At 41.6% G+C, this 26,068-nt stretch carries 22 protein-coding genes; 11 read left to right on the top strand and 11 right to left on the bottom strand.

Annotated features, from left to right (window positions below):
* Positions 1 to 203: 203 nt before the first annotated feature.
* Complete coding sequence (locus AWM68_RS18500; RefSeq protein WP_066245194.1) at positions 204 to 1,109, top strand: C39 family peptidase; 906 nt, start codon at positions 204 to 206, stop codon at positions 1,107 to 1,109.
* Positions 1,110 to 1,351: 242 nt separating this feature from the next.
* On the opposite strand, the gene AWM68_RS18495 is transcribed toward AWM68_RS18500, so the two are convergent.
* The 4 genes from AWM68_RS18495 to AWM68_RS18480 form a co-directional block, all read right to left on the bottom strand.
* Entirely contained in the window at positions 1,352 to 2,515 is a 1,164-nt protein-coding gene (locus AWM68_RS18495) for a glycerate kinase (protein ID WP_066245192.1), read from the bottom strand.
* Between the two features lie 236 nt (positions 2,516 to 2,751).
* Positions 2,752 to 4,425, bottom strand: a complete 1,674-nt coding sequence (locus AWM68_RS18490; protein WP_066245190.1) for an alpha-amylase family glycosyl hydrolase — start codon at positions 4,423 to 4,425, stop codon at positions 2,752 to 2,754.
* Entirely contained in the window at positions 4,426 to 7,083 is a 2,658-nt protein-coding gene (locus tag AWM68_RS18485; protein ID WP_066245188.1) for a glycoside hydrolase family 38 C-terminal domain-containing protein, read from the bottom strand. It lies immediately after the preceding gene.
* A gap of 451 nt (positions 7,084 to 7,534) precedes the next feature.
* On the bottom strand, positions 7,535 to 9,493 hold the full coding sequence (locus tag AWM68_RS18480) for a fructose-specific PTS transporter subunit EIIC (RefSeq protein ID WP_066245186.1): 1,959 nt from the start codon (positions 9,491 to 9,493) through the stop codon (positions 7,535 to 7,537).
* Between the two features lie 166 nt (positions 9,494 to 9,659).
* Here AWM68_RS18480 and AWM68_RS18475 point away from each other — a divergent pair, with 166 nt between their 5' ends.
* From AWM68_RS18475 to AWM68_RS18455, 5 genes are all read left to right on the top strand, one after another.
* The gene (locus tag AWM68_RS18475) at positions 9,660 to 10,406 is read left to right on the top strand and encodes a MurR/RpiR family transcriptional regulator (RefSeq protein ID WP_066245184.1); all 747 of its coding nucleotides are present in this window, start codon (positions 9,660 to 9,662) and stop codon (positions 10,404 to 10,406) included.
* A gap of 362 nt (positions 10,407 to 10,768) precedes the next feature.
* Positions 10,769 to 11,494, top strand: coding sequence for a CDP-diacylglycerol--serine O-phosphatidyltransferase (gene pssA, locus AWM68_RS18470; protein WP_066245181.1), 726 nt, complete (start codon positions 10,769 to 10,771; stop codon positions 11,492 to 11,494).
* Positions 11,495 to 11,572: 78 nt separating this feature from the next.
* Positions 11,573 to 11,848: a hypothetical protein gene (locus AWM68_RS18465; protein ID WP_066245180.1), complete on the top strand. Its 276-nt coding sequence runs from the start codon at positions 11,573 to 11,575 to the stop codon at positions 11,846 to 11,848.
* A 98-nt stretch (positions 11,849 to 11,946) separates the two neighbouring features.
* Positions 11,947 to 12,303, top strand: coding sequence for a hypothetical protein (locus AWM68_RS18460; RefSeq protein ID WP_066245178.1), 357 nt, complete (start codon positions 11,947 to 11,949; stop codon positions 12,301 to 12,303).
* Positions 12,304 to 13,431: 1,128 nt separating this feature from the next.
* Positions 13,432 to 13,920, top strand: coding sequence for a hypothetical protein (locus tag AWM68_RS18455; RefSeq protein ID WP_066245176.1), 489 nt, complete (start codon positions 13,432 to 13,434; stop codon positions 13,918 to 13,920).
* Here the strand turns inward: AWM68_RS18455 and AWM68_RS22075 are convergent.
* The 3 genes from AWM68_RS22075 to AWM68_RS21575 form a co-directional block, all read right to left on the bottom strand.
* A complete protein-coding gene (locus AWM68_RS22075; RefSeq protein WP_331710061.1) occupies positions 13,908 to 14,147 on the bottom strand; it encodes an immunoglobulin-like domain-containing protein in 240 nt (79 codons plus the stop codon). The two genes, AWM68_RS18455 and AWM68_RS22075, sit on opposite strands and share 13 nt — an antisense overlap.
* A complete protein-coding gene (locus tag AWM68_RS18450; protein WP_066245174.1) occupies positions 14,144 to 14,383 on the bottom strand; it encodes a hypothetical protein in 240 nt (79 codons plus the stop codon). Before AWM68_RS18450 ends, AWM68_RS22075 begins: the two co-directional genes overlap by 4 nt.
* Before the next feature lie 113 nt (positions 14,384 to 14,496).
* A complete protein-coding gene (locus AWM68_RS21575) occupies positions 14,497 to 14,655 on the bottom strand; it encodes a hypothetical protein (protein ID WP_156488455.1) in 159 nt (52 codons plus the stop codon).
* A 214-nt stretch (positions 14,656 to 14,869) separates the two neighbouring features.
* Here AWM68_RS21575 and AWM68_RS18445 point away from each other — a divergent pair, with 214 nt between their 5' ends.
* The 4 genes from AWM68_RS18445 to AWM68_RS18430 all read left to right on the top strand — a co-directional run bounded on the left by AWM68_RS18445 (position 14,870) and on the right by AWM68_RS18430 (position 20,049).
* Positions 14,870 to 16,147 carry a helix-turn-helix domain-containing protein gene (locus AWM68_RS18445; RefSeq protein WP_066245173.1) on the top strand — a complete coding sequence of 426 codons (1,278 nt, stop codon included), beginning with the start codon at positions 14,870 to 14,872 and terminating at the stop codon, positions 16,145 to 16,147.
* Between the two features lie 335 nt (positions 16,148 to 16,482).
* Entirely contained in the window at positions 16,483 to 17,886 is a 1,404-nt protein-coding gene (locus tag AWM68_RS18440) for a spore germination protein (RefSeq protein ID WP_066245171.1), read from the top strand.
* Positions 17,873 to 18,934 (top strand): GerAB/ArcD/ProY family transporter, encoded by a 1,062-nt coding sequence (locus tag AWM68_RS18435; protein WP_066245169.1) that lies wholly within the window; start codon positions 17,873 to 17,875, stop codon positions 18,932 to 18,934. Before AWM68_RS18440 ends, AWM68_RS18435 begins: the two co-directional genes overlap by 14 nt.
* Positions 18,931 to 20,049 (top strand): Ger(x)C family spore germination protein, encoded by a 1,119-nt coding sequence (locus AWM68_RS18430; protein WP_066245166.1) that lies wholly within the window; start codon positions 18,931 to 18,933, stop codon positions 20,047 to 20,049. Before AWM68_RS18435 ends, AWM68_RS18430 begins: the two co-directional genes overlap by 4 nt.
* Before the next feature lie 83 nt (positions 20,050 to 20,132).
* Here AWM68_RS18430 and AWM68_RS21145 read toward each other — a convergent pair whose 3' ends face one another.
* From AWM68_RS21145 to AWM68_RS18410, 4 genes are read right to left on the bottom strand one after another with little or no spacing between them, the layout of a single operon-like run.
* Positions 20,133 to 20,426 (bottom strand): ferredoxin family protein, encoded by a 294-nt coding sequence (locus AWM68_RS21145; RefSeq protein ID WP_082820778.1) that lies wholly within the window; start codon positions 20,424 to 20,426, stop codon positions 20,133 to 20,135.
* Positions 20,427 to 21,722, bottom strand: coding sequence for an FAD-dependent oxidoreductase (locus AWM68_RS18420; RefSeq protein ID WP_066245162.1), 1,296 nt, complete (start codon positions 21,720 to 21,722; stop codon positions 20,427 to 20,429). It abuts the gene before it with no gap.
* Positions 21,715 to 22,740, bottom strand: a complete 1,026-nt coding sequence (locus AWM68_RS18415) for an electron transfer flavoprotein subunit alpha/FixB family protein (protein ID WP_066245160.1) — start codon at positions 22,738 to 22,740, stop codon at positions 21,715 to 21,717. The genes AWM68_RS18420 and AWM68_RS18415 overlap by 8 nt, the downstream gene beginning before the upstream one ends.
* Positions 22,730 to 23,569 (bottom strand): electron transfer flavoprotein subunit beta/FixA family protein, encoded by an 840-nt coding sequence (locus tag AWM68_RS18410; RefSeq protein WP_066245158.1) that lies wholly within the window; start codon positions 23,567 to 23,569, stop codon positions 22,730 to 22,732. Before AWM68_RS18410 ends, AWM68_RS18415 begins: the two co-directional genes overlap by 11 nt.
* A 483-nt stretch (positions 23,570 to 24,052) precedes the next feature.
* Between AWM68_RS18410 and AWM68_RS18405 the strand changes: the two genes are divergently transcribed.
* Positions 24,053 to 26,026 (top strand): M6 family metalloprotease domain-containing protein, encoded by a 1,974-nt coding sequence (locus tag AWM68_RS18405; protein WP_066245156.1) that lies wholly within the window; start codon positions 24,053 to 24,055, stop codon positions 26,024 to 26,026.
* Positions 26,027 to 26,068 lie beyond the last annotated feature (42 nt).

Genomic DNA, 26,068 nt, shown 5'->3' with positions numbered 1-26,068 from the left:
GCTTGTAAATTGATTAGCTATTGGAACACTGGTGCCCAAGGGGATTTCGTAACATATACATAATATGGTACAGGTCGTATATCCCGTGTTTTTTCCGAGTTATGGTTATTATGTTAAAAAAATAAAGATGAATGCCCATTGCTGAAAATCCTGTCGTTTTATAAGGTTTAAGAGTGCATAAAATAAATGACGGAGGTTTATGAATGAGGGGAATAGTTAAGGGTAGTCTGATTATTTGCATGCTATTTGGTATTATCTCTTATTTCTCAGGAATGAATGTTTCAGCTGCAACGATAGTGAACAAAACGATTTATGTAAATGTCGATGTCGCAAATATTCGTTCAGGTGCAAGCACTGACTATAAAGTAGTCGCCCAGCTAAAGAACGGAACAAAGCTGGTAGCTTTTGAGCAGTTTACTAACTCCAAGAATGAACTCTGGTATCGCATTACACTGCCTGATCAACGAAAAGGCTGGATTGCGAGCTGGGTCGTGAAAACATCCCTGCCCCAGAAAGTTCTATTAAGTGCACCACTAATTTCTCAACTCCCTGAACTTCCAAGGGGATGTGAAGTTACGAGTCTTGCTATGCTTCTTAATTATGCTGGTATAAAAGCAGATAAAATGACACTTGCTAAACAAGTAGCAAAAGATCCCACACCTTACCGTAAAGTAGATGACAAAGTTTATTTTGGAAATCCAAACATAGGATTTGTAGGTGATATGTACGACAAGAGCAAACCTGGTTATGGGGTATATCATAAACCAATTGAGGCGCTAACTAGGAAATATCTAGGAAGTCGTGTTGTGAACCTAACCGGAAAGCCTTTCACAAGTGTTACGAATCAACTAGACAAAAAGAAACCTGTTTGGATAATCGCAAACTCGTGGTTCACAAAACTTCCATCTACTCAATTTCAATACTTTTACACAAATCAAGGGCCTGTTAAAATCACTTATAGGGAGCACTCGGTACTTGTTACTGGCTATGACAGCCAATACATATACTTCAATGATCCTTTGACAAACGAGAAAAACCGCAAAATCAATCGAACAAACTTCGTCGCTGCCTGGGAACAGATGGGCAAACAGGCGATCAGCTACAACTAGATAAGGGTATAAGAAAGAGGCATGATGATTTCATGCCTCTTCATTTTTTGAGACCTATTTAGGTTACGTGTTCTTTCTTTGTTCCACGCAAACTAGTGTCCATTCCTCTGAAGATTACTCAGTTGTCACGCAAACTAGTGTCCATTTCGCTCAATTAGGATCTTCGTTTCACGCACACAAAGCACACGTGCACCATTCAGTTCAAAAAATACCTTCAAAAAGGAAATCAGAAAGTAAATAAATCACTTTGTGTCAGCTTTTTCCGTTTTAAAATTCATTTTCAGCAATCGCGCGATGTTCTCTGCTGTTTTTTCAACATTAACCGATCCATTGGCCAGTGCTTCTTCTAGCGTTACCACCCCGTTCACCACACTAAACACCGCATCGATACCATGCTCAAACACAGCTTCATAATCAGGACCGATGCTGCCTGCAATGGCAACTACAGGTACCTCACCCGCAACAGCTTTTGCGCGTTTCGCTACACCGACTGGAGCTTTTCCATGGACCGTCTGAAAGTCAATCCGGCCTTCACCCGTAATCACAAGATCCGCATCACGAACAGCATCCTCAAATCCTATGACATCAAGTACAAGATCAATTCCGCTCTGCAGTTTCCCATCCAAAAACGCTACAACACCTGCTCCAAGTCCACCAGCCGCACCGGCTCCTGGTAGCGAATCCACCTCTACACCAAGATTCCGCTCAACCACTTCGGCGTACCTTTTTAAACTGTTATCTAAAATGCCCACCATCTCAGGAGTTGCACCTTTTTGTGGTCCAAAAACAGCTGAAGCTCCAAGCGGTCCCGTTAACGGATTGGTCACATCACACGCCACGTCAACTTTAACTGATTTTAAACGCTTGTCAATTCCAGAAACATCAATGGTTAGAAGCTCACCAAGTGGCTCTCCGCCAGGTGGAAGCTCCTCCCCGTTCACATCCAGAAACTTCACACCGAGAGCTGAAGCCATCCCAGCTCCACCATCGTTTGTCGCAGATCCACCAAGGCCAAGCACAATCCGCTCCACTTTTTTATCAAGCGCATCTAAAATTAATTCACCCGTTCCACGTGTTGAGGTTACCAACGGATTCCGCATTTCTCTTGGTACAAGATGTAAACCGGAAGCAGCGGCCATCTCAATCACCGCCGTCTTTCCGTCACCTGTCAGTCCGTAAAAAGCATTCACTTTTTCCCCGAGCGGACCGGTCGCACGAACATTCACAATCTCTCCACCCGTCGCATCAACAACAGACTGAACCGTTCCTTCTCCTCCATCACCAACGGGAATGTACACATATTCTGCATCCTTAAACACTTTTCGGAATCCCGCTTCAACAGCTTTGCAGACCTCAGCCGCTGTCATGCTTTCTTTAAACGAATCGGGAGCGATGACAATCTTCATTAGGTCCACCTTCTTTATTTTTTATTCTTTTTTAAAAGGTTGTTACCAGAGGAAATTTTGCTAAATTCTCTTCATTGACTAGTTGATTGGAGTGTAAGGTGTGAGACTCCTGCGGGACAGGCGGGTAGGTGAGACACTTAAAAAGTAAAACGTCCAAATGTGGCTCACCACCCTGCCCCGCGGATAGCGAAGCACCTGAAACGGAAATCAACTACTTCCCAAGAGCAACCAAAAGATTATTTTTTAATCCACATAAATTGATACGGTACGAGCTCTACAGATTTCTCAAATGTATTTCCGCTCCATAAGTCCTGTCCGCCGAATGGAAGGTCAACGGTAACCATGTCGTTCGAGGCGTTCATGACAAACAGCACCGTGTCTCCTGTTTCTTCATTTCTGCGAACAAGTGCAAATACCTGCTCACCTAAATCTAAAATCAATTGTGAAGCAAACGGAGAAAACGAAGGTTCGTGCTGACGAGTACGAATTAATTTCTTCAAGCCAGTGAACACCTTTTGACGGCGAGTGGATGTTTCCAATTCAGCAACCAACTCATCATACTGAAACTTTTCGCGATTGATTCTGCGGTTGATCCCTGACGATTTTAGCCCTTCATAATCATTTTCCGAACCTAAAAGGGAATGGTAATAAACAGCTGGAACACCCATTACAGAAAACAACACAGAGTGCGCCGCAAGCATCTTCTGCACTTGAAAATCTTCACTCACATCTTCTTCCTTATTGATCAGCGCATCCATGTAATTGATGTTCAGCTCATAAGGAGATTCCGTACCATCGGGATTGCTCTTATACGACACGCGACCGCCGTTTGCTATCACTTTGTTTGCCAAGGCCGTTCGCTCATCCTCAGTTAAAATGCCTTCTGTCGGACGCATGCCGATTCCATCATGACTTGCTAAGAAGTTGAAGTATGTTGCAGAGTCAGACACTTTTTCAATGGTTTTTGCCCATCCTGTTAACTTGCTCGCATCATGTGTCGTTAACGTGTGCAATACGAGCGGCGGCAGTGAGAACTGATACACCATGTGCGCCTCGTTCTCACCATTTCCGAAATAGCTGATGTTTTCTTTATGAGGAACATTCGTTTCAGTAATCAAAAGCGTGTTTAATTTCAACTCTTCTAAAATCTCACGCCATAACTGAATGATCGCGTGCGTCTGCGGTAAATGAATACACGTTGTTCCAGATTCTTTCCACATGAAGCCGATTGCGTCTAAACGGATGCTTGTCCCGCCTCTGTACGCATACTCTAGCAAAATATCTGTCATCTCAAGCAATGCAGGAAAATGCTTAAAGTTCACATCCACTTGGTCTTCAGAAAACGTCGTCCAAGCTGTTTTTCCGCCTTCGTACTCATGAAACAGTGGTGATGTTCGAGGGCGCACAACGTTTGACGCATCAAACTCTTCCTCACGAGGGGTAAAGTAGTTCGCGTACTCTGACTCACCTTTTAGATACCCTTGAAACCACTTGCTGGATTTAGACATGTGGTTCGCTACAAAATCAAACATCAATCGGTAATCACCAGAAAAACGCTCGATATCTGTCCAATCCCCTAGATCTGGATGAATCTCACGGTAATCCACAACCGAGAAACCATCATCTGACGTGTATGGAAACATCGGTAAAAGGTGAACATCCGTAATTTCGTTTTTCGCGAACTCATTTATGAATTTGTTTAGCGTCTTTAACGTCGGCTCTCCCTCTTCTTTGATGATGTCGCCATATGTGATGAGATAAACGTTCTTTTCAGAAAGTGGAGCTGTTTCGCTCCACTTCTTCTTTCTCCAGCTCTCAGCAAGCTTCACAATCTCGCTTTTATAATGAGACGAAAAATTTTCACCGTAGATCTCTTTTAACAGATTCTCAACTTTTTCTGGAAAACTCATTTACACATTCTCCTTCATAACCAATTTCAATGTTACATATCCTTTAGGACTTACTATTACGTCTCCCTCAATATCAAGCGAACTTTTCTCATTTAATTTCGTTTGCATGATAGATTGGATGTGTTCGCTCGAAAAACTAATCGTTTGCTCCACATCAGATGGATTGAACAAACGAAGAATCATCGAATTGTCGTCATGCGCTTTTTTCATCGAGCTGAAGTAAACGTCTCCCTCTGTTTGTAAGAAACTGAATCTCGCAGGAAGCGCATCAACCGGATAAGGAATCTCGAAGCGATCGAGTCGCTCCTCAAATGTGTTTAAGGTCTGCTTCTGATAACTCACACTGTGACCGCGATAATCATCCACTCGTTTAAACAGCTGTTTAACATCATGACCTTTTCCGACAAAAATCGCATATTCAAACGTCATCTTCGTCTGCAATTGAGCGTCAGGTGTCGTCACCACCTTGTTGTTGATGCCAGATGCACGGCCAGGTCTCCAAGCTAAGTTGTCGCGGCCAAGCAAACCAACACTTCGGAACAACGTTAACGCGAGCTCACCCGTTTCTTTGATCAGCTGATATTCCTTGATTCCTTTGGTCACAACAGCCGCCGTTAACTCTCCGTTCGTCACTCCAGCTACGTTTTCTAGAGGATAGATCGGCACTGGCGCTTCAGCAAACTTCTCTTCTTTCCATGTTGCTATATAAGGATTAATCGTCGGACGCTGAATCAAGCTAAAGCCTTGATCACCAAATGAATAGTCAGGTGCCTCAACAGAAGTCTGAAGCAACACACGCACACGGTGATCTTTTACATCATTCTCGATGTCGTGCGTCACACGAACAAAGTCTTCACCGCTTCGAAGTTCAAAACGCGTCACGATACTTAATGATTTTGTGGCCTGACCTTCTTTTCGCTCCTCTAAGTCCCCTGGCACTTGCAAAACATGAACGACCTCCATGAACTCCGTGCTTGAACTTCCCTCTACATACACAGACTCCAGAGCTTTTGAATAGATTGCAGAGTCGCCTTCAAGTGGCGAGAAGTCATAAGAATCACCCGCGTCAGCCACATTTTCGAACTTAATAAAATCCTTAATCGTTTTACGGAGCGATTTAACGGTTAAATGCAACTGACCATCTTCCTCAAAAATGGCGAAATTTTCGTTCTCTATTAAACAGCTGTTTAATGGATTAACGGTCTCATTTTCACCGCTGCCTTCAACCACTTCAAACGTTTCATAGCCCATAGCCGGGAGTTTTACATCATGTAAAAGCACTTCGTTTCGGTAATAACCAGGCGCTTCTACTTCTTTTTCACCTTCTGCCGTTACAACAATCGTCTTTCCACCAGAAATGTATTCTTGCTTTAGGTTGTCGAACGATACAGCATCACCTTTCAGATCACGAATACCAATCCCTTTTTCCTTAGTAAAAAGAACTACTTTTTGCATCCCTTCTGAACTCTTAGGCAGCAGGTGGAACAGCACAAAAATAGAATCCTTGCCAAGCTTGCGGCTAACTGCTCCTGTCATCTGTTTTTTGAGCAGATTCAAGCACCCATCAGCTATGCGTATTACTTTTGTCAATCGGTTCACGATTTCTTGGTTCGTGTCATCCGAATTACATCCGCCGATGCTGTCATGTGCATGAACGTCGAAAAGCATCTTCCACATCTCATCAAGCCACTTCCCTGGATATTTAAATCCAAGCGTGCTCGCCATGCTTGCTAACGGCTCCAACTCGTAGATCACTTTTTCTTCTGCGATATCATTCAGCTTTTTAATATCATAACGCTGTGATCGAATCGTATTGTGGATACGGGATTTTTGAGTCGCGATCAGCTCACCCTCAATGACGTTTTCAAAATCTCCGTTTTCCCACGTATCTTTCATAAACGTTTCATAATCAGATAGGATATATTCATGCTTCTCATCTTTTTCGTTCAGTTTTTTTATCGTTTCGGGAAAATGCTCACGAACGAGCACTTGGTCACCGCCAGCTGGCAGCAGCAAGTTATCCGTTCTTCCGTTCATGTCTGCAATCTTCTCTAAAATCGGGAGCAAACGCTCTTCCATGTACTGAGGGTCATCTGATAAAAACTTCCCAGGACCGTAGCCGAAGTAGATATTGTTCGCCTTTACGCTCTCGCCGTCAGGTGATTTCCACGTGAAGTTCAAGTCCCCTTTCAACTGATCGGTATAAATACCGCGCTGCAGCACGCTATAATCGATATCAAACTCCTTGAACATGGACGGCAGATACGTGTTCTGACCGAAAATATCAGGCAGGTAGCCAACGTTCATCGAGTGACCCATTTTTTCAGCGATACGTGTTCCGTACATTAAGTTACGAATCAACGACTCTCTGTTTACAAGGAGTGAGTCGGCTTGCGTGTACCAAGGTCCTACAAAAATACGCTTATCCGCAATTAAGCGGCCCAAACGCTCTTTTTCTTCTGGACGAATTTTTAGATATTCATCGATAATCGAGCTCTGTGCATCAAACACATAGCCTGTATATTCAGGATCATTCTCCATAACATCCATCAATCGGTCCATGTTCTCGACGAGTAAAAGGTTCGAATCTTCTATCGTAAAATACCACTCGCGATCCCAATGCGAATGCGGTACAACATACACTTTTTTTTGTTTCATGCTGGTTCCCTCCCAAGATGCTTGCTCCACTTTTAATGAAAAGAGGGGTCATCTTTTTATAAGATGCGCCCCTTTTTTATTTTTGTTATTAAGGTGTGATTGATGAGATTGGCGTTTTTTGGGTGCCGTATTAGCGGGCAACTCGTGATCGAGTTGTGTTTTACGGTACGTGTTCTTTTTTCTGTTACACGTTCGCTCAGTCAGGGGTGGTTTTCGCTCATAAAGTCCTCTGTTTCGCTCAATGAGACCTTCGTTTCGCTCACAACTTCCCCTTTTTCGCTCAATACAACCCTCTTTTCGCTCATAACAGGAAAATACCCGCTCACACCGCTTAAATTGACGTCTTCAAACCCTGTAATATGAGGCTTACAATCTCTTCTTAATCAGAATCAGCTCACTTTTATATAAATGAGGCAATTTCATTTCGAAAATGAGCGTTTCACACAAAAATTTACGCTTGTCTCTCTTTTTTCTTTAAAATCGCAAAACGTACAAAGATATTTGCAAATGCGATGAACGCAGCACCGACAACGAGTCCTAAAAGATAAGCCCATAGGTTTTCAACAAGCGGCCAGCCCCAAATTGCCGGAAGCGGCAGCCATTGAACTGCACCTAACAAGACAGCTGTACTCGCGCCAAGAATCGCACCGATAATGTTAATCGGAATCGTAATCAACGGGTTACGAAGCATGAACGGAATCGCACCCTCAGAAATCGCAAGGAATCCGAGTAATAATGACGTGTTACCCGCTACACGAAGATCAGCTGGGAACACACGGCGGCCAACCACATACTTGTCGATAAGAACAGCGAGACCAAGACCGATCGGCGGGATAACGATTGCCAACACACGCGGTGTTAACGGATATACTTCGTCAGCCGCAAGCCCGATTGCAATCGCACCTGCCGCTTTGTTGATCGGTCCGCCTAAATCAAAAGCAGTTGCTGAAGCGATGATAGATGCTAAAACAACATCACCTGTTCCTTGCGCAGACTCGATCCAGTTGCGCAGTACAACATTCAGACCGCCAAACACGGGGTCTATAATGTAAAAGTTTAAGAAGAAAATCGATAAAACAGAGATCGCCGGGATGATAAACATCGGTTTCATCGCAGCTAAGTTTTTGTTCAACTGTATTTTACGGTTCAAGAAACGAGCGATATAACCAGCGGCCAAACCAAGGATTAAAGCACCTAAGAAACCAGACGGAATACCATCAGGGTTGTTCCAGAACGTATAATGAAGTCCGCCTGCAAAAGCTCCTCCGATAAATCCGGCTACTAACCCTACACGGTCAGCCAGTGAATATGCGACGAAAGCAGCGAATATCGGATACATAAACTTAAAGATCAATCCGCCAAACTTATCTAAATGATGCAAAATAACAAAAAGTTCATTTGAGTGTGTCGCATATTTCGGATCACCGAGTTCGTTAACAAGTCCGAACGGCATCGCACCAAGTTTCGCAATCCCCATCATAAGACCACCTGCAACGATAACCGGAATCATGTATGAGATTCCTGTCATGACAGCTTGTACCATGTCTTTAAAGAATCCGCCGCCACTTGATTGTGTAGTAGAAGATTCTTCTTCATCCGCTTCAACAAGTCCGTCTGGGTTGTTTAGCGCCTTTTGAATCATTTCTTTCCCTCGTCTAAGCGGCTCAGCAACACGTGTTGCGACATACGCTTTTCCTGCAAAACGTTCTTTTCGTTTTGGCGCAATGTCGGTCGCGAAGATCACTGCGTCTGCGTTTTCGATCACATCAGCCTTTAGCTCATCCTCAATTCCGTTCGCCCCTTGCTTTTCTACAAGAACACGTACGCCAAGTTCTCGACCAGCTTTTTCCAAAGCTTCAGCGGACATATACGTATGCGCGATTCCTGTTGCACAAGCGGTTATGGCAACAACCGTTTTCGTGAACTCTTTTTCAGATGCAATTTCAGTCTTTTCTTCAACATCCAGTCTGTTCAAAAATTCTTCTGGTGTTGCTGCTGACATCAGATTCTCTAAATACCCGTCTCGCATCAAGTTTGTGCTTAGTGTAGACAATACTTTTAAATGCGTTGTGCCCGCTTCACTTTCTGGAATCGCGATCAGAAATACCAATTGAACCTTGTTGTTCGGGTCGATGCTTTCCCAATCTGCGAGTGGCGTTTTCAAACGTGCAACAGCGAAAACCGCTTGTTTTACCGTTGGAGATTTACCATGAGGAATGGCTAGACCTCTTTCCATCCCTGTCGGTGATTGTTCTTCACGTTTCAAAACCGCTTCCAATAAAGCTTCTTCTGATTCTATATAATCTTGCTTTTTAATCTTTGAAATTAGCTGTTTTATCACTTGCTCTTTATTTTGAGCATCCACATCGAACAGAACTAAATTCTTATCGGTCATGTTTCTAAGTTCCATGACGTTCACTCCAATCTCCCCTAGTATGAAAACACTTTCAACTTTCTATACTCTATTTGTAACACGAAAGTAAGCGTTATCTTTGTACAGAGTCGGTACATTTGTACAGAATGAAAAATGGGCTATACTAAGGGAAAGAATCGTTCGGAAAAGAGGAAGTGCGTACATGGGGAAGATACTAGATCATTTCGGAAGCCACTTGGCCGACCTTACACCAACTGAAAAACAAGTACTCTATTACATTGACGGAAATGTAGATGTGGCGAAAAAACATTCATTGACAGAGATCGCAAAAGTTAATAACGTGAGCACCACGACGATAGTAAGGATGTCCCACAAATTAGGATTGGAAGGTTTTTCAGAACTAAAGTACATTCTGAAGACGCTCGAAAACCAGCAGGTGTTGCTGAATGACAATCCTGTTGATCGGTATAAAGACGAGTTCGTATCGGCGTTTGAGACCATTCAACTGCATGAGCTCGAAAAATTGAGTGAGAAAATTGTAAACGCCAAGCGCGTAATCGTCGTTGGGGTCGGACTTTCTAAAATGATGGCCGAGTATTTCAGCAAATTGCTTATGCAGACGAACAAGCAGACGCACTATACATATGAGTCACATATGATCGATCTTTTACCAAACATGGTCGAGCCAAATGACCTTGTGTTCTTCATCTCATCAAGCGGCGAAACAAAAACATTGGTGCAAGCTGCCGAAAAGCTATCCTATAAAGTGGTGAACACAGCTGCGATCACAAATGCATCGGACTCTACTTTGGGTAAGATGGTGAAAACAAGTTTAAGCATGACCGTCGGCCGCGTGAAGTTTGCGGGCTATGATATTACCGCAAGATCCACGTTGATGCTTTTGATTGACCTTTTGTTTGAGACGTATTTGAAGAAAAGTGTGAAGTGAGTGTTAGTGGGCGGATTTAGATTTCGGTACGGGCAGCGAGATTCCGTTTTACGGTACGTGTTTTTATATTTATTACACGTTCGCTCAATAAGGCTCTTGTTTAGCTCAATCTCATACCCTTTTCGCTCAATAGCGTTCCTGTTTCGCTCAAAACACCTTCCGTTTCGCTCATAAGTGACGTTGTTTCGCTCAATCGGACTTACATGATCATGAAAAGAGCGTTCGAACACATGAAACACATCCTATTGAAGGCACTAAAAGTTAAATCTATGTTAAACTACTCCTTTATATAAAAAAAACATAACTTTTCCCTAAAAAATCATCTATTATATAGAGAAGAGTATTTTTTAAGGACGTGAACAATGAAAAAACATATACCGAACCTACTCACTTTAGGAAATTTATTTTGCGGTTTTCTATCCATCGGATACGTAACAAATGGGGATATTCGAAATGCGGCTATACTCATTTTTATCGCCATGATGCTGGATGCTGTTGACGGAAGAGCAGCAAGGATTTTAGGTGTTTCAGGCAACCTCGGCAAAGAACTGGATTCATTAGCAGATGTCGTTTCTTTTGGCGTTGCTCCTGCCTTTTTTGTAGCAAACACTTACTTCGCACATTTAGGCATGTGGGGATTCCTGTTTGCGGGTCTGTTCCCGTTATTCGGCGCATACCGACTTGCTCGATTTAATATCACAGCTGCAGAAGAATCGATGAAATATTTTAAAGGGATCCCCATTCCGCTAGCTGGAGGAATCGTCGTCTTTTTAGTATTTTTCGTAAAATGGATTCCGCTTTGGATCTTTGTTCTTCTCTTTTATGGACTTGGCCTCTTAATGGTCAGCACGATGAGGATTCCGAGTTTCAAAGACATCCCGATGCCAAGATACGGGACGATCATCTCGCTGTTTTTGTTCTATATGTTCTACCTGGTGGCGAAAAACCAGTTTGAGAGCGTGCCCATTTTCTTTTATGTCGCTCTAGCCACGTATTTCTTATTTATCGGAGTCCGGTTTGTTAAGGTAAAAGAGATCAAGATCAGAAGACCACGCCGACCGCGTCGCAACAAAAGAAGACGGTTTTAAAGGAATGCACTTATTTTATGCCAGATGCTGAACTCTTCAGTATCTGGTTTTATTATTGAACAAAAAGGATGGATAAACATGAATTCTCTAACGTTCGGATTGTTATTTTTCATTCCAGGAGTCGCTTTTTTTCTATTGATCTTATTTAAATATACAGAGCAAGAACATCAAAAGGAGCTCAAAAAATACGCGTGGTTTCGTGAAGACAAGAGGAAGTGGCTGTGGGATTCAGACTTTGCTCTTTTTACAAAAATAGCAGAGAAGTCGTTTATTATTACGAAGATTATTATGCTGCTGCTCTCTTTATATATGGTGGCTGCAGGCGTCCTTGGTCTGTGCATGTATTTCTTCTGATCCCTATCATCTTTTCCCCTCTCCCTTCATATAATGTCTTAATAAGAAAAACATGTACTTTGTGAAATGGACAAATCATGTTTGAAAGGAGAGAGGTTATGAGCAACTACCCGAATTTAAGGGAGTTTTACGAAAAAGTCCCTATTTTGATCGGTGAAAACGATCGAGCTGCTCTTTTAAGAAAAGCAGAGGAAGACGAGGCGCTCGAAAGCTCAACACATTGGCTGATCGCGATGGAAGGCAGTGAAAAGCAGCGGGACGTTTACCACTGGAAGGTTCTCATCTACCCTTCCCAAACGAAAAGTGTGCACTGCTATAAATCACCTTATTACACATCACAGCACTTTGCATCCATATACGACGCGATCGACTACTCAAATGAGCTGAGTCAAAAAGCACAGGAAGATCTGCTGAGCACCATCGAACAGCAGCATTCCCTACAAAGAGAAGCATAACCCGATTTACCCTCGCTTTTCTTTTTACCCTGGATTGTGAAATAGTGTACATAGGCTTTTAAATTACATAAGCTTTGCAACAATGAAGTGGAGCATGTGCCAGTTCATTTTTATTATGTCTTCTGAGGGTCACTATTGGATGCATTGCATAAAGGCTTTACGGTACGTGTACATATATTTATTACACGTTCGCTCAATCAGACCCTCGTTTCGCTCAGTACAACACTTGTTTCGCTCAATCATCTAAAAATACATCCCAACAGCGCCTAAAATGACTATTAAACTGATCGTTTTTAACTAAGTTGCTCATTTAAAAGTAGAATCTGTACAATTTCTGTTAATTTCATACCACTCCCACTCAAATTCAAAGAATTAAAGCGAAAGTAACCACTTCAAACGCGACAAAGACTGCAAGACTGCTTATTAAAAAAGTGCAGACGTTTTTACATAATAAAGGTATAGTAGGAAAATAAGGAAATATATTGTTTGAGATGAGGATGAAGATGGATTACATCAAGTATGTGAGGAGCATGGTTGGCCACGCCAAGATCATCAACCTAAAACATTCCATTCAAATTTAAAAGAAAAGCTTTTTCAAACATTGAAAAAGGTATACGATGAAAATAATGGTAAATGGAAAACTCATAGAAAGCAGTTGAAAACAAATGCTAAACAAACTAAAAAGTAATCCCTATTACATTGGTGCTGGTTCATCATTTTTATTTACGATGTTTTACTTTTTCCTCAGTTTAGGTTTTGAAGGAGAATTCGCGGGCGTTCCAAATCTTATTCCCTTTTTTGTGTTGTTTGTATATTTCATTTGTTATATAGCCGAAAAGATCCTTTATAGGTTCCGCAACAAAAGTCTTGTATTTAATCTATCTCTATTATTACTGCTAGCTACAGGGATTAGTGTATTTTTTAGTTTACTATTTTACAGAGATCTATACTTCTTTATCTTAATTTGTCCTTTACTGGCGATAGGAAGCTTATTCTATTACTTTTCTGGCAGGCTGGTAAAAAGGGAGATTATCGCATTATTCCTTTCGACATCGACACTCTATGTATTTTTCCTATCGTTGGTATTTGTATTCTTATCGTTATAATAATCTTTAAGGAGTAATCGTAGTGGAAGAAGCATTTGGAAAACGTAAGATTTTTGCAACGATCATGACAAGTTTAACCTTTTCTCTCGTTTTAATCATACTATCAGGTTTAGAAAACAGTACCGAAACAGGCATAGAGTACCTGCTATTCCCCATCATGACAAGTTTTATTGCGGCAGCTATCATCGTCTTTTTTGGTCTTATTGCGTCAGGAATCATAGAATATTTCGTATGCAGATTAGGAGTAAACTACAAAATGAGTGTACCTGTTTTCGTCATTTTGCACGGGGTGACAGGGCTGTTTATAGGAAGATTTATTTTTCGTATATGGGGCGCATTTGCACTTATGGGTGGTTCTTTACTATTTGCAATATTTGATATGTGGCTGCTTTTTAGAATAAAAAGTGGAAAAGGCCATGCTGGAGAGACTGATAGAATCTACCTCTTTACAATAGGCGCGATAGCCATTAGCATCGTTTGTTTGTATTTTATAAAGGTTTACTTTAAATAGAATTCCGTACCGAGCGTGGTTTTAGATCCATCTATTCCAAATGACTTTACGATCCGATATTTTCCTGGTGTTAGATCATACATAAAGTTTCCAAACTCTATTAAATCATAGTGAAAAGAATTTGGTTTTAACACAACACCCACCATCGCAAAATCACCACCATCCGCAAAAGGAACCTCACACCAAGATCCAGTATCGTAGAACTCTAGTAAATAGGGTAATTCTATGTTGATTTCCTTATTCCTTTGTTCTCAATTCTAAGTTTAATGGTGTTTGATTTTTTATATGCCTGTTTTTCTGTTTTGATTTCGATCTTCATGTTCTGTGTTTCTATTGTGTTTGGCAATTCACCATAGGTGGACACAAGCAATTTTTGTTCTTTTAAAGAGGATTTTCCATTCGAAGAGCAAGCACTTAAGCATATGACTACCATAAAAACGAACACAAATAATATTCGCTTCATACACTTCCCTCCTCAAAGGTATAGACGCTTTGACTTAAAGAATGGTTACTCCCGTTTATAACAACATAAAAAAGACTCAATTGTGAATACATTTGAGTCAGATATATACAAGTTTATGATTGGGGCGTAATCTCTGATTTATGAACCAATATGACACGAGATAAGTATCTTTCATTCACTTTCCGAATCTCAAGATAATCTGAAGAATACACGTGGAGTACTCTGTGTAATTCATCTTGATAGGTTACGAGATCTCCTCTTACAATAGTCATGCTATCACCCTGGTTGTTAGTTTCTATAGTTAATTATACCTAAAAAATATGCATTTTAAATTGGGAAACATGCAGGGTTTTAGTGCATTAAATTGATTAATTTGATACTAGTTTCCTCTTATAGTTAAAGTTGTTGTATATTTAGGTAAGATGTTAATTTACTATCATTCTATTTCTAAAATCTGTAAACGATTTAAAAGGCGGGATAACAACTATGAATGTAGGAGAAAAGATACGTTATTTCCGAAAAGTAAAAAATCTTTCCCAACAAGAACTCGCAGCCGGCATCTGTTCGGTTCCTTATTTGAGCAAAATTGAAAATAGCGTTACGGAACCATCTGAGGAAATACAGCAGCTTTTGGCAGAACGGTTAGCCATTAGGTTAAATGCTACGAACGAAAAAAGTATTATACAAAATTACGTAGACCTTTTCTATTCTCTCTATAAGAGAGATTATCAAACTGCACAAAAACAGTATGATTATTTAATAGATTCACCTTCACAATCCGTAGAAGAGGATATTTTGAACAAAATATTCAAAAGCATTTATATTATGATGACTACGCAGGGAATAAATGGAGTTACTGAAATGTTAAATGAGGTTGCTTACATTGATGATGTCATTAAAGGTGAAAAAGCTTTTTACTATTTTATAGCTAGATCACAGCTCAGTTTTTATATGGAAGAATTTGAAGACTCTTATAACTATATGTTAAAGGCTGAAAAACTAGCGGAAGAATACCGTTTTCAGGAATGGGAAAGAGGCTATATGCTTTATATGATTGGCCTTACTGCAAACCTGTTATTTAAAAATATAATTGCCTTAGAATACACCCAATCGGCACTAACGATATTTGAAAAAAATTATTTCTTTAAAAGATGTGCAGACTGTAGAATTATCCTATCCATCGTTCACACAAGAATTAAAAACTTTGATGAATCTGTTAAGCAATTACTGTTAGCTGAAACAATAGCAAATTCTTTTGGAGACGAGCCGCTAAAAGGAATTATTTATCACAATTTAGGTAGTATTGCTAATCATAAAGGGGAAACAGAAAAAGCGATCGAACAATATTCTCAAAGTTTAAAAGCGAAAGAAACCGAACCTCTTATCGCAAAAATTATGACGATCTACGCGCTTATAAAAAGTTATGAGAAGGCAAATCAACCAGCAAAAGGACTAAAGTTATTAGACATATGGATGGACCAGGTAAAAGATAACCCCATATACAGAGGCTATGAACTACATTTTCTCTATTACAAAGAGTTATTTACTCACGGTGAGCTCATTGAACCGACCGTTCGATTTATGATAAAAGAAATGATTCCTTATTTTAAAAAAAGAAATGAATGGATTTTTTTGGCTGAATATTATCCGGTACTCGGAAAATACTTTGAGAACAACCAGAAATATAAACAGGCGAGTATGTATTACAATTCCGCTATGGATGCAATGAGAAAAATGTACGACCAAGGAGTTACGTACATATAGGTAAGAGGAAAAAAGCACGTTAATCGTGCTTTTTTCTATGCAATGGAGTTTGCAAATCAACATGAACCCCTCAGGCTGATTGCTGAAGAAGTAGCCTTCAGCTTCGTTACATGGCTTTTGCTCAAGCAATTGTAGCTGCTCTTCGGTCTCGACACCCCCCGTCTCCTTTTAGGTCCTCGTGTCCCCCGATCAGCCTTCCATCCAACCCCTGCCTATATCAATAGGAATCGTTATATAACAATTGACTTTCTCCTAAACAAGCCTCAAGGAATATTCACTGAGGTTCGCGTCTATACTGCATACTATCGACTGAAAAGAAAGAAGATTGATGCACAATGGCAGAATCCAAAAATGAATTTCTTAGTTTTGATTTAACGCGAAACTTAAAAATAATAGAAGATAAAATGAAGCAAACGGCGGATTTAAAGCGAAGAAAATTAACGTTTCATGGTAAAGCCATTATTCTTTTATATCTTGATACGATTGCAGATAAAGAATCGATCGAACTTCATATTATCAGTCCGATCAACAAACAGAAATCCGAAAGTATCGAGAATACATTAGACACTAAACAATTTTCTATCATGACTACTTATCAAGACATTAGTGACTCTTTAGCAGAGGGGAATACCATTTTAATAATGGAAGATTGCAACATCGCTTATTCCATTACAACCCTATCAGATGAAAAGCGCGCAATCAATGAATCTCTTAATGAAAAAGTAACGATGGGTTCACATGATGGTTTTGTGGAAAATGCCAGTACAAATATATCTTTGCTTCGAAAAAGGCTCAGAACACCAGAGTTAAAAGTGGAGTATCAAACCTATGGAACGGAAACAAATGTTGAAGTTGCGATCTGTTATCTAGAGTCAAAAGTGGATCCGACCGTCCTTCATTCGATTAAAAGCAGGTTAGAAAAAATAAAGAATGAAGATCTCATTAACTCCCGACAGATACAAGAAGCACTCGAGGATTATCCGTACTCCCCTTTCCCGCAATCCTTGAGAACGGAAAGGCCTGATCGGGCAGCCTTTAATCTCTTAAATGGGAATACAGTAATTTTTCTTGAGCATGAACCTTCTGCTTTAATTACGCCTATATCCTTTTATTCTTTTTTAAGAAGCCCTGAAGATTATAACTCCCGATGGTTCGTTAACTTTTTTTATTATTCTTTACGATTATTGGCTTTTATATTGTCGGTTACACTCCCGGCTTTTTATATCGCTGTTAATGCGTACCATTCTGCAATCTTACCGGTGAGCACTTTTTATACACTCAAACTTTCCGTTTTGAATGTCCCATTTCATCCTTTTGTTGAAGCGGTCATGATGCAGATTGTTTTGGAATTGTTGAAGGAAGCATCGGTCAGACTTCCTTCAGCCGTTGCACAAACCATTGGTACAGTTGGGGCTATTGTGATCGGTTCAGCAATCGTTCAAACCAATTTCATTTCAAACACCATGGTTGTTGTTATTGCGATTACTGCCGTTTCATCCTTTGTCATTCCAATCGGGGAAATGAGCACAACTATTAGGCTAATGAGTTTTCCATTAATTTTCCTTGCAGCTATGTTTGGCTTTATTGGGATTGCATTCGGATTAATGGTTTATACGACACACCTTGTTAAACTGACTTCTGCAGGAATAGCTTATGTTGAGGCACCTAAAATATTTCAATCATTCCTAAACAAACAGCCTAAAAATGGAAAGGGTCAGGATACGAATGCTCACGAATAAGAATTTATTTTTCTTAATTATACAAGCCCAGATTGGTATTGGTATCCTCGGTCTTCCCTATATCCTGTATAACCATGTACAGCAAGACGGCTGGATGTCTCTTCTAATCGCTGGAGTTTTGGCACAAGGGATTATTATCATTCTTGTGGCGTTAAGCAGAAGTTCACCTAAGGAAACGTTTTATGAACTAAACCATAGACTTTTAGGGAATTTTTTAGCAAAGATCGTTAACATCCTTTATGTGCTGTATTTTATATCGTTTTCCATGCTGCTCATGATCCTTGTTACAGATGTGATCAACACATGGATTCTTCATCAGACCCCACGATGGGCAATCATCTTAATGCTTCTCATTGCAACATCTTATATTGCGAAGGAGCAAATAGTAACGATTTCAAGAGCGTTTCTCTTTTTTTCATTTTTGTTTATCGTCTTGATCTTTTTACTTATTCTTGTCTACCCTCAAGATATTCACTTTGGAAGGCTGCAACCTGTTGGTTCAAACAGTTTTACAGATATCGTTAAAGCAAGTCCTGATGCATTCGTTTCACTTATTGGTTTCGAACTTATTTTATTCATCATGCCATATATCAAAAACCCTAAGACGAGCTTAAAGGTTCTCTCGTTCGCAAATTTGTTTTCCCTAACGCTGTATATATTTTTATTTATTACTTGTGTAATTTCTTTTAGCGGCGTGCAATTCAGCCTTATTCATGAGCCGTTATTATATCTTTTTAGAGGGATGTCATTTCAATTTGTTGAGAGAATTGATATTATCTTTCTTTCCTTTTGGATTGTGCCTATATCCACCACACTTGTTATACAGCTTTTTAATGCAAGTCTTGGTGTCCAAAACATATTTTCATTCCAAAGAAAAAAATCAGTGTATATCCTTGCGATTATTTTATTATGCTTAGGTTTGTTCCCAATAAGTTTTTCGATGAAAGAATCCTTGTCTAGTATCATGATCTATTTAAATATCATCTTTGTATTTATATTTCCGGCTTTGCTGCTCATCATTGCAAAACTGAAAGGGATAAAAGGATGAAGAATACTTTTCAAAAAATAACCCTTCTATTGTTCGTTTTTCCTCTGCTAACCGGTTGCTGGGATCAAAAATTAATTGTGGACCAAGAAGTGATGAACGGCGTTAGTTTTGATTTGCAGGATGAAAAAGTTAAATCTACAATAGTTGTCCTGAACATCATTCCTAAGGGGACAGGCATTTTTGATTTTCAAAATCAGATTACTTCTGCTACTGGTTATTCTATAGAAGAAACATATCGGGAATTAAGAACGTATTATACCGGTCCTTTATCTGCTTCAAAATCACGCATTGTTTTGTTTGGAGAAAGTTTCGCAAAGAAAAACTTAAACTCCTATCTCGATTTTTTCTATCGTATTCCAGATCCCTATTTAGGAAGTAAAGTAGCGATTGTAAAGGGAGCGGAAGCAAGTGATATCTTTTCACTAGAAGAGATCGGCACAAACCCTATTGCCTTAGGATTGTATGAAATCATTGATGCTTCTGAAAGCAATTCTATTGTTCCCAAAGGAACGCTGAACACATTATTTACTTACTTTAATGAACCAGGAAAAGATTTTATACTCCCAGTATTAGAGCAAATAAATGGCAATATACGAGTATCAGGAGCTGGTTTGATCAGTAATAATGCTTATTCTGGAAAGATGCTTCCTATAAAAGATTGTCCCCTACTTTTATTATTGATGGATGATTACGGAGAACTTACCGATCTTGAATCATATCTGAATGATGAAAAGAAATTAAACAATCAATTTTCTTATAGAGTTAAAAAATCTAAAAGGAAGCTGGATATAAAGAAAGATGCTTCAGGAAAGCCAATGGTTAATATCCATTTGGATCTTAAAGTAATTATCCACCAATACCCTAGAACCGAAAAAATCAGCTCAAAGCAGATTAAAAAGTTAGAAGAAACCATATCTCGGGACTTAACGAAAAGATCCCAATCGCTCATGAAAAAGACCCAAAAAGCCAACAGTGATGTGTTGGGAATTGGACGAAAAATAAAAGAAACCGATCCTATAGCCTGGAAAGCTCTTGACTGGCGCAAAACCTATCCGTCCATACCGATAAATACGAAGGTTGATGTGACGATTGAAAAGACAGGAATTTTGAAATAACACCAAAAAAAAGCACGTTTCAGCGTGCTTTTTTGATACAGCGTTTAAACACTTGTTTAAAAAAATTCCCTTCTCCCAGCCATTTATCCCAACCGAAACACGATCCCATGCCCGCCTTTTGGGTATTCCCACTTAATGTTCTGATGCGGACACCCGATCCGGCAGCTTCCGCATTCGTGGCAGCCTTCATACCCGACATGCATCCGGATCTCTTCCCACTTATACACCTCTGCCGGGCAAAAGATCGTGCATATTTTATCCGGGCAGTGGTTCAAACAAACATCGGCATCCATGACGGTAAGATGTGATTTCGTATCTGCGTTAAAACGAACGAGATATTGCTTTTCTTCGATAGTCTGACACTTTCTTTCGCTCATTTACTTCATCACCTTCCACGCCCGGTATGCGTCACGAGCAAGTTTTAGTTTCTCGCCAGCTGTCCCAACATCACGCCAAATCTTTTTCTGCTTCTCCCATTTCGATGTACCGTCCACCGTAAACATCTGGCTCATCGCCTTATTCGCCATCGGAATATACTTTTCAAAGTACTGCGGGAACTTATCGAAATGGTGCGTAGAATCTTTGTACTTTTTCATGTCCTGACCGACAAAACTGCTCATCAGCCTTGTTTTATAATGATTGAGCGTTGCCTCAGAATAATCGTCGCGTTCTTTCGCGAGCAGCACCGCTTCAGCCGCAAACTGACCAGATTTCATTGCAAGGTTCGAGCCTTCGCGGTGGATCGCGTTCACGAGTTGCGCCGCATCACCAACAACAAGCACCCCGTTCCCCGCCACTTTTGGCATTGATTTATAGCCGCCTTCTGGAATCATGTGCGCCAAATATTCGACCGGCTCACCGCCAGCAATATAAGGACGAATCATCGGATGGTTCTTCACATACTCTAAAAGTTCATACGGTTTAATCTTATGCTTAATCAGCCCAGATAGAAGTGAACCCACCCCGAGGCTCAGTGTATCTTTGTTTGTATAGAGAAATCCGGTGCCGAGAATGCCCTTTGTTGCGTCTCCAAAAAGCTCGATCGTCGTTCCTTGATTTTCTTCTAAATTAAAGCGGTCCTCTATCGTCTTTTTATCAAGCTTGATGATTTCCATTGTTGCGAGTGCCACTTCATCTGGCCTGAACTCTTTATGAAACCCGAGTGACTTGGCTAATAATGAATTTACCCCGTCCGCCAAAACCACAACATCCGCATAAAGTTCGCCATCTGGCCGGTCCGTACGCACACCGACTACTTTCCCGTCTTCAACAATACACTCTAAAACAACCGTTTCATTAACTAAAAGTGCACCTTGTTCAACCGCTTTTCCAGCAAACCACTGATCAAACTTCGCGCGCAATACGGTAAAGTTGTTGTACGGCTCTTTGCCCCATTCCATTCCTTTGTAGCCAACGGTTACCGCAGACTCCTTATCCATCATCATGAACCGCTGCTCGACGATCGGCCGCTCAAGCGGTGCTTCTTTCCAAAACTCGGGGATCACGTCCTCCATCATTTTGCGATAAAGCACGCCACCCATTACATTTTTCGAACCCGGATACTCGCCGCGTTCAATTAATAACACGTTGACCCCAGCTTTAGCCAATTCGTAAGCGCAAGAAATCCCGGCAGGACCTGCCCCGACAACGATGACATCAAATTTTTCAGACATGGTCGACCACCTCCTGGTTAAACGCTTGTTTAAATTGCTGGATTAAAAGCGGTACAATTTCAAACGCATCCCCTACGATTCCGTAATGGCTTGATTGGAAGATCGCTGCTTCAGGATCGTTGTTGATCGCGATAATCAGACTAGAGTTCTGCATCCCCACAATGTGCTGAATGGCACCTGAAATTCCTATAGCAAAATAGATTTTTGGCGTTACGGTCACACCTGTCTGTCCGACTTGATGATGATGCTCGACCCAACCTGCTTCAACGACATCGCGGCTCGCACCAACCGCACCACCTACCGTTTCAGCAAGCTCATGAACGAGCTGGAATCCCTTCTCACTTCCTAGCCCTTTTCCGCCAGCAACGATAATGTCCGCTTCATCGATCCGAACCTTTTTCGTTGTGTGCTGCACAATTTCGAGTACCTTCGTACGAATGTCATCTTCTTTTAAAGAAGTCTTCTCTTCTACTAATCTACCGGTTCGGCCGAGGATTGGCGTAAGTGCCTTCATCACTTTTGGCCGGACCGTCGCCATTTGCGGGCGATACTTTTTGCATAGAATCGTTGCCATGATGTTACCGCCAAATGCTGGTCGGCTCGCTAGCAGCAATCCTGTATCTTCTTCAATGTCTAAAATGGTAGAGTCCGCCGTGAGACCTGTTGGTAGATCGGTCGCAACAGCGCTCGCCAAGTCTTTTCCGGTTGACGTCGCACCGTATAGAATCACTTCCGGCTTATATTTTTCACAGCACTCCAGCAACGCCTTCATGTACGATTCGGTTCGGTAATTTTTAAAAATCGCGTCATCATACACATAAACAGTATCAGCACCATACTCAAACACTGTGTCTGCTAGATGTTTGACGTTCTCACCGATCAGGACGCCAGCAAGTTCCGTACCTCGTTTGTCCGCCAGTTCCTTCCCCGCTCCTAACAACTCAAGTGAGACGGGTACAACCTCGCCGTCTTTTACCTCAATAAAAACCCAAATGCCTGAATAGTCCTCAAAGCTCAACGCCAGACCCTCCCTTCACTGCAAAAAGTTCTTTTTTCTCTAATAAAAGGTTAAGCAGCTGCTCCGTTTGTGCGGCCGCGTCGCCTTCTAGCATCTCACCGCCACTCGGTTTCGTCGGTGCCCAAACTTTTGAAACGATGGTCGGCGAACCTTTCAGTCCAAGCTGTGTTCTCTCCACATCCTCTAGATCCGCGACGGCCCAGATAATCGGCTGGTAGCGAGCTGCTTTCAGCATGTTCGTCATCGTGGAGTATGGTACTTCGTTGATTTCTTTTTCCACCGACATCAAACAAGGCATCGTTGATTGAATGACTTCATATCCATCCTCCAGTTTTCGGTGAACGATTGCATAGCCTTCTTCCACATTAATTTCTTTTACCTTATTGACCGACGTGAGCGGAGGCATGTCTAATCGGCGCGCAATTCCTGGTCCAACTTGTCCCGTATCACCGTCGATCGTCATCTTTCCGCAAATAATGAGATCGACTGGTTTGATCTTAGAGATTTTTTCGATCGCTTTTGTGAGCGCATAACTCGTTGCGAGGGTATCTGCCCCGGCAAACGCTCGATCGGAAATCATGTAGCCTTCGTCTGCCCCGATCTCGATACATTTCTTGATCGCTTTCACCGCTGGCGGCGGACCCATCGTCAAAACGGAAACCGTCCCGCCGTATCTCTTTTTCAAACGCACCGCTTCTTCCACCGCATGTGCGTCATATGGATTTAAAATAGCAGGCGCACTCGCACGGTCCATCGTGTTCGTCTTCGGGTTCATCTTGATGATCTTCGTATCCGGCACCTGCTTGATACAAGCCACAATATGAAGCATTCGACCCCTCCTCTAATCACAGGCATTTCTCACATAAGAAGCCACTAGTATGATGATTACTACTACTATATGGGGGGCTTATCCGATACATGACGGTTTTTCATTTAAAATGAGTTGAGAGAGACAAATGAATGAAGTTTACGGTACAAGTTCTTATATCAGTTACAAGTTCGCGCACTATCGTACTGTTTACGCGCAGAATCACCTTGTTTGCGCTCAAGAATGTGCATTTTTCACGCACAATTGTTTGAACTGCGCGCAATTTAGCTGGATTCACGCGCAACCTCTCCATTCAAACTCAAAAACAATCTCACCTAGCCCCTTTCTCACACGAAATTCTCCCTATTCTAATCCTCTACCATCAGAAAAACTGGGTTTTCCTCCCTATTCTCTCGACAATCAAGCTTTTCTGCATGCAATTCCCATTCATTTCATGTTATTTATAAAATTGTCAGACAATTTAAAAAGGGAGTTGTTGCATGAATGTTGAGTAAAAAGTCTTTTGCCTCTCTTTCTCTCGGTTTTCTTCTATTAACCGTCTCGACCACCGCCTATGCGGACAAGCCTGGATTGCCTGCGTTCCCAGAACCGGTGGACAAAGAATCCTGGACGCTGCCGCGGGACATGACTTGGAATGATTACCGCCCCGTTCCAGGCATCGATTGGCGGAATACAGATGTTCAGCCAGAACGCGTCATTAAAGGCGCACTTATCATTGTAGATTTCCCAGACCGTGAATTTATCCTCAGCCAGCCTGAAGGCTCAGAAATTGCAGGCAATCCCATCAATACGGGTAACATCCCTCGAGATCAGATGGGGCAGTTTTGGCTAGACTTCTTAAACAAACCTCAAGCACTCAACAACTACAGAACGATCGATGAATATTGGCGTGAGAATTCCTATGGCAAGTGGGCCGTTGAGCTCGATGCTTTCGGAACGTACCGCATGGATCACAACGAATTTCAATATGGATTGAACGAATTTAATCAGATGCAGAACATGCCAGCAGGTTTTACAGGTAAAAATCTCCGATCAGAAGCCATTCAAAAAGCACAGGCCGATATCGCTGCTTCTGGTGAACAATACGATTTCCGTTTTATCGTGCACGCTGGTTATGATGAATCTGGTGTGTGGCAGGAGCTAGGCGAAATGATGTTCCAAACACCTGAATCTGTAACGAAACCGTTTGGACTACCATATGCGGGAATGCCGAATTCAGCCGTAACCCGTTATGTACCCTGGACTTCTTGGTATGCCGCAAAAAGTATTTGGTCTAGCGCAGGCGGCGGGACATCCATTCAAGGGGAGAACGATGGAATGGGGACGTTCGCTCATGAGTTCGGCCACATCATGAATTTAGGAGACAACTATAACAATCCATATGCAAATCCAGTATCACGAACATATTCAGGTCCGTGGGAATTGATGAGCCGCGGCAGCTTCAACGGCCCAGGCGGACCGCACACAAGATGGATGGTCCCTTCTCCTCTTGGCGCATCTGCTCCATCACACCACATGCTTCGTAACAAAATCAAACAAGGCTTTTTGGATGAAGGTCAATATTTACGTTTGAATCGTGATGAGCTTGCAGAAACGGGACCTGCTTTTGCAGATATTCTAGCGCGTGAAGTACCGACTGGTGAGGAATTCGGACGAACAGGACTGCACGGAATCCAAATCGCGATGGAAGATCTGACACCAGCAAATTCGTTAAAAGATGACTGGCGTGCCGATATGCAACGAGGAGCAAAATGGTACAACAACTATACGATTGAAGTTGTCGATCGTGTAGGTTACGATTCTTTTGCGCCAGATGCAGGTGTGTTGCTCGCCAAAACGAAAAACTCGGAATCCGCACCAAACATCTGGGTGATCGACTCTCATAAAGAAGACATCAATCAAGTGGATTTCAAACGACCGGACGGAACAGAAGCGATGATGTCAAAAGGTGATTTCCAGCAGCTCGCCGACTCCCTCTTTAAAGCAGGAACAGCGGATGGTGTTGTGAGTGAATATAAAGACGAGCACAATCGACTTCACTTTTATGTGTTAGAGAAAAAAGTAGATAAACAAGGCGCACTTAGTTACCGGGTGGCTGTAAGACATATGGATGGCGCTGGACCTTATAAGCGTGGCGTTGAAACGGTTAGAAGTTCTGAGGAATTTGCCGTACCTGGCCGAGTAGCGGTGTATAACTTCAACGTTACCAATACAGGTGATGCAACCGATCTTTTCAGACTTAACGCAAAAACAGAAGCTGGCTGGGAACTTCAGTTAGAGAACAATGTGATCGAAGTGAAATCTGGCGAAACTGTACAAGTTCCTGTTTATGTGAAGATTCCCGATGCGAAGAACGGTCCAAAGCCAACAGAGCTAACCTTTACAACTACTTCTGAAACAGATAGCAGCAAAACCTCAACAGTGGTTCACAAGGTCGGCCCTGGTAAAGGGAAGTAAAAAGTAAAGGAGAAGAGATCACATGCGATCCCTTCTCCTTTT

The sequence above is a fragment of the Fictibacillus phosphorivorans genome (genome assembly GCF_001619875.1).
In the GTDB taxonomy this organism is placed as follows: Bacteria; Bacillota; Bacilli; order Bacillales; family Fictibacillaceae; genus Fictibacillus; species Fictibacillus phosphorivorans_B.
The sequence above is the reverse complement of the archived record's forward strand: the minus strand, read 5'-3'. Positions and strand labels throughout refer to the sequence as shown.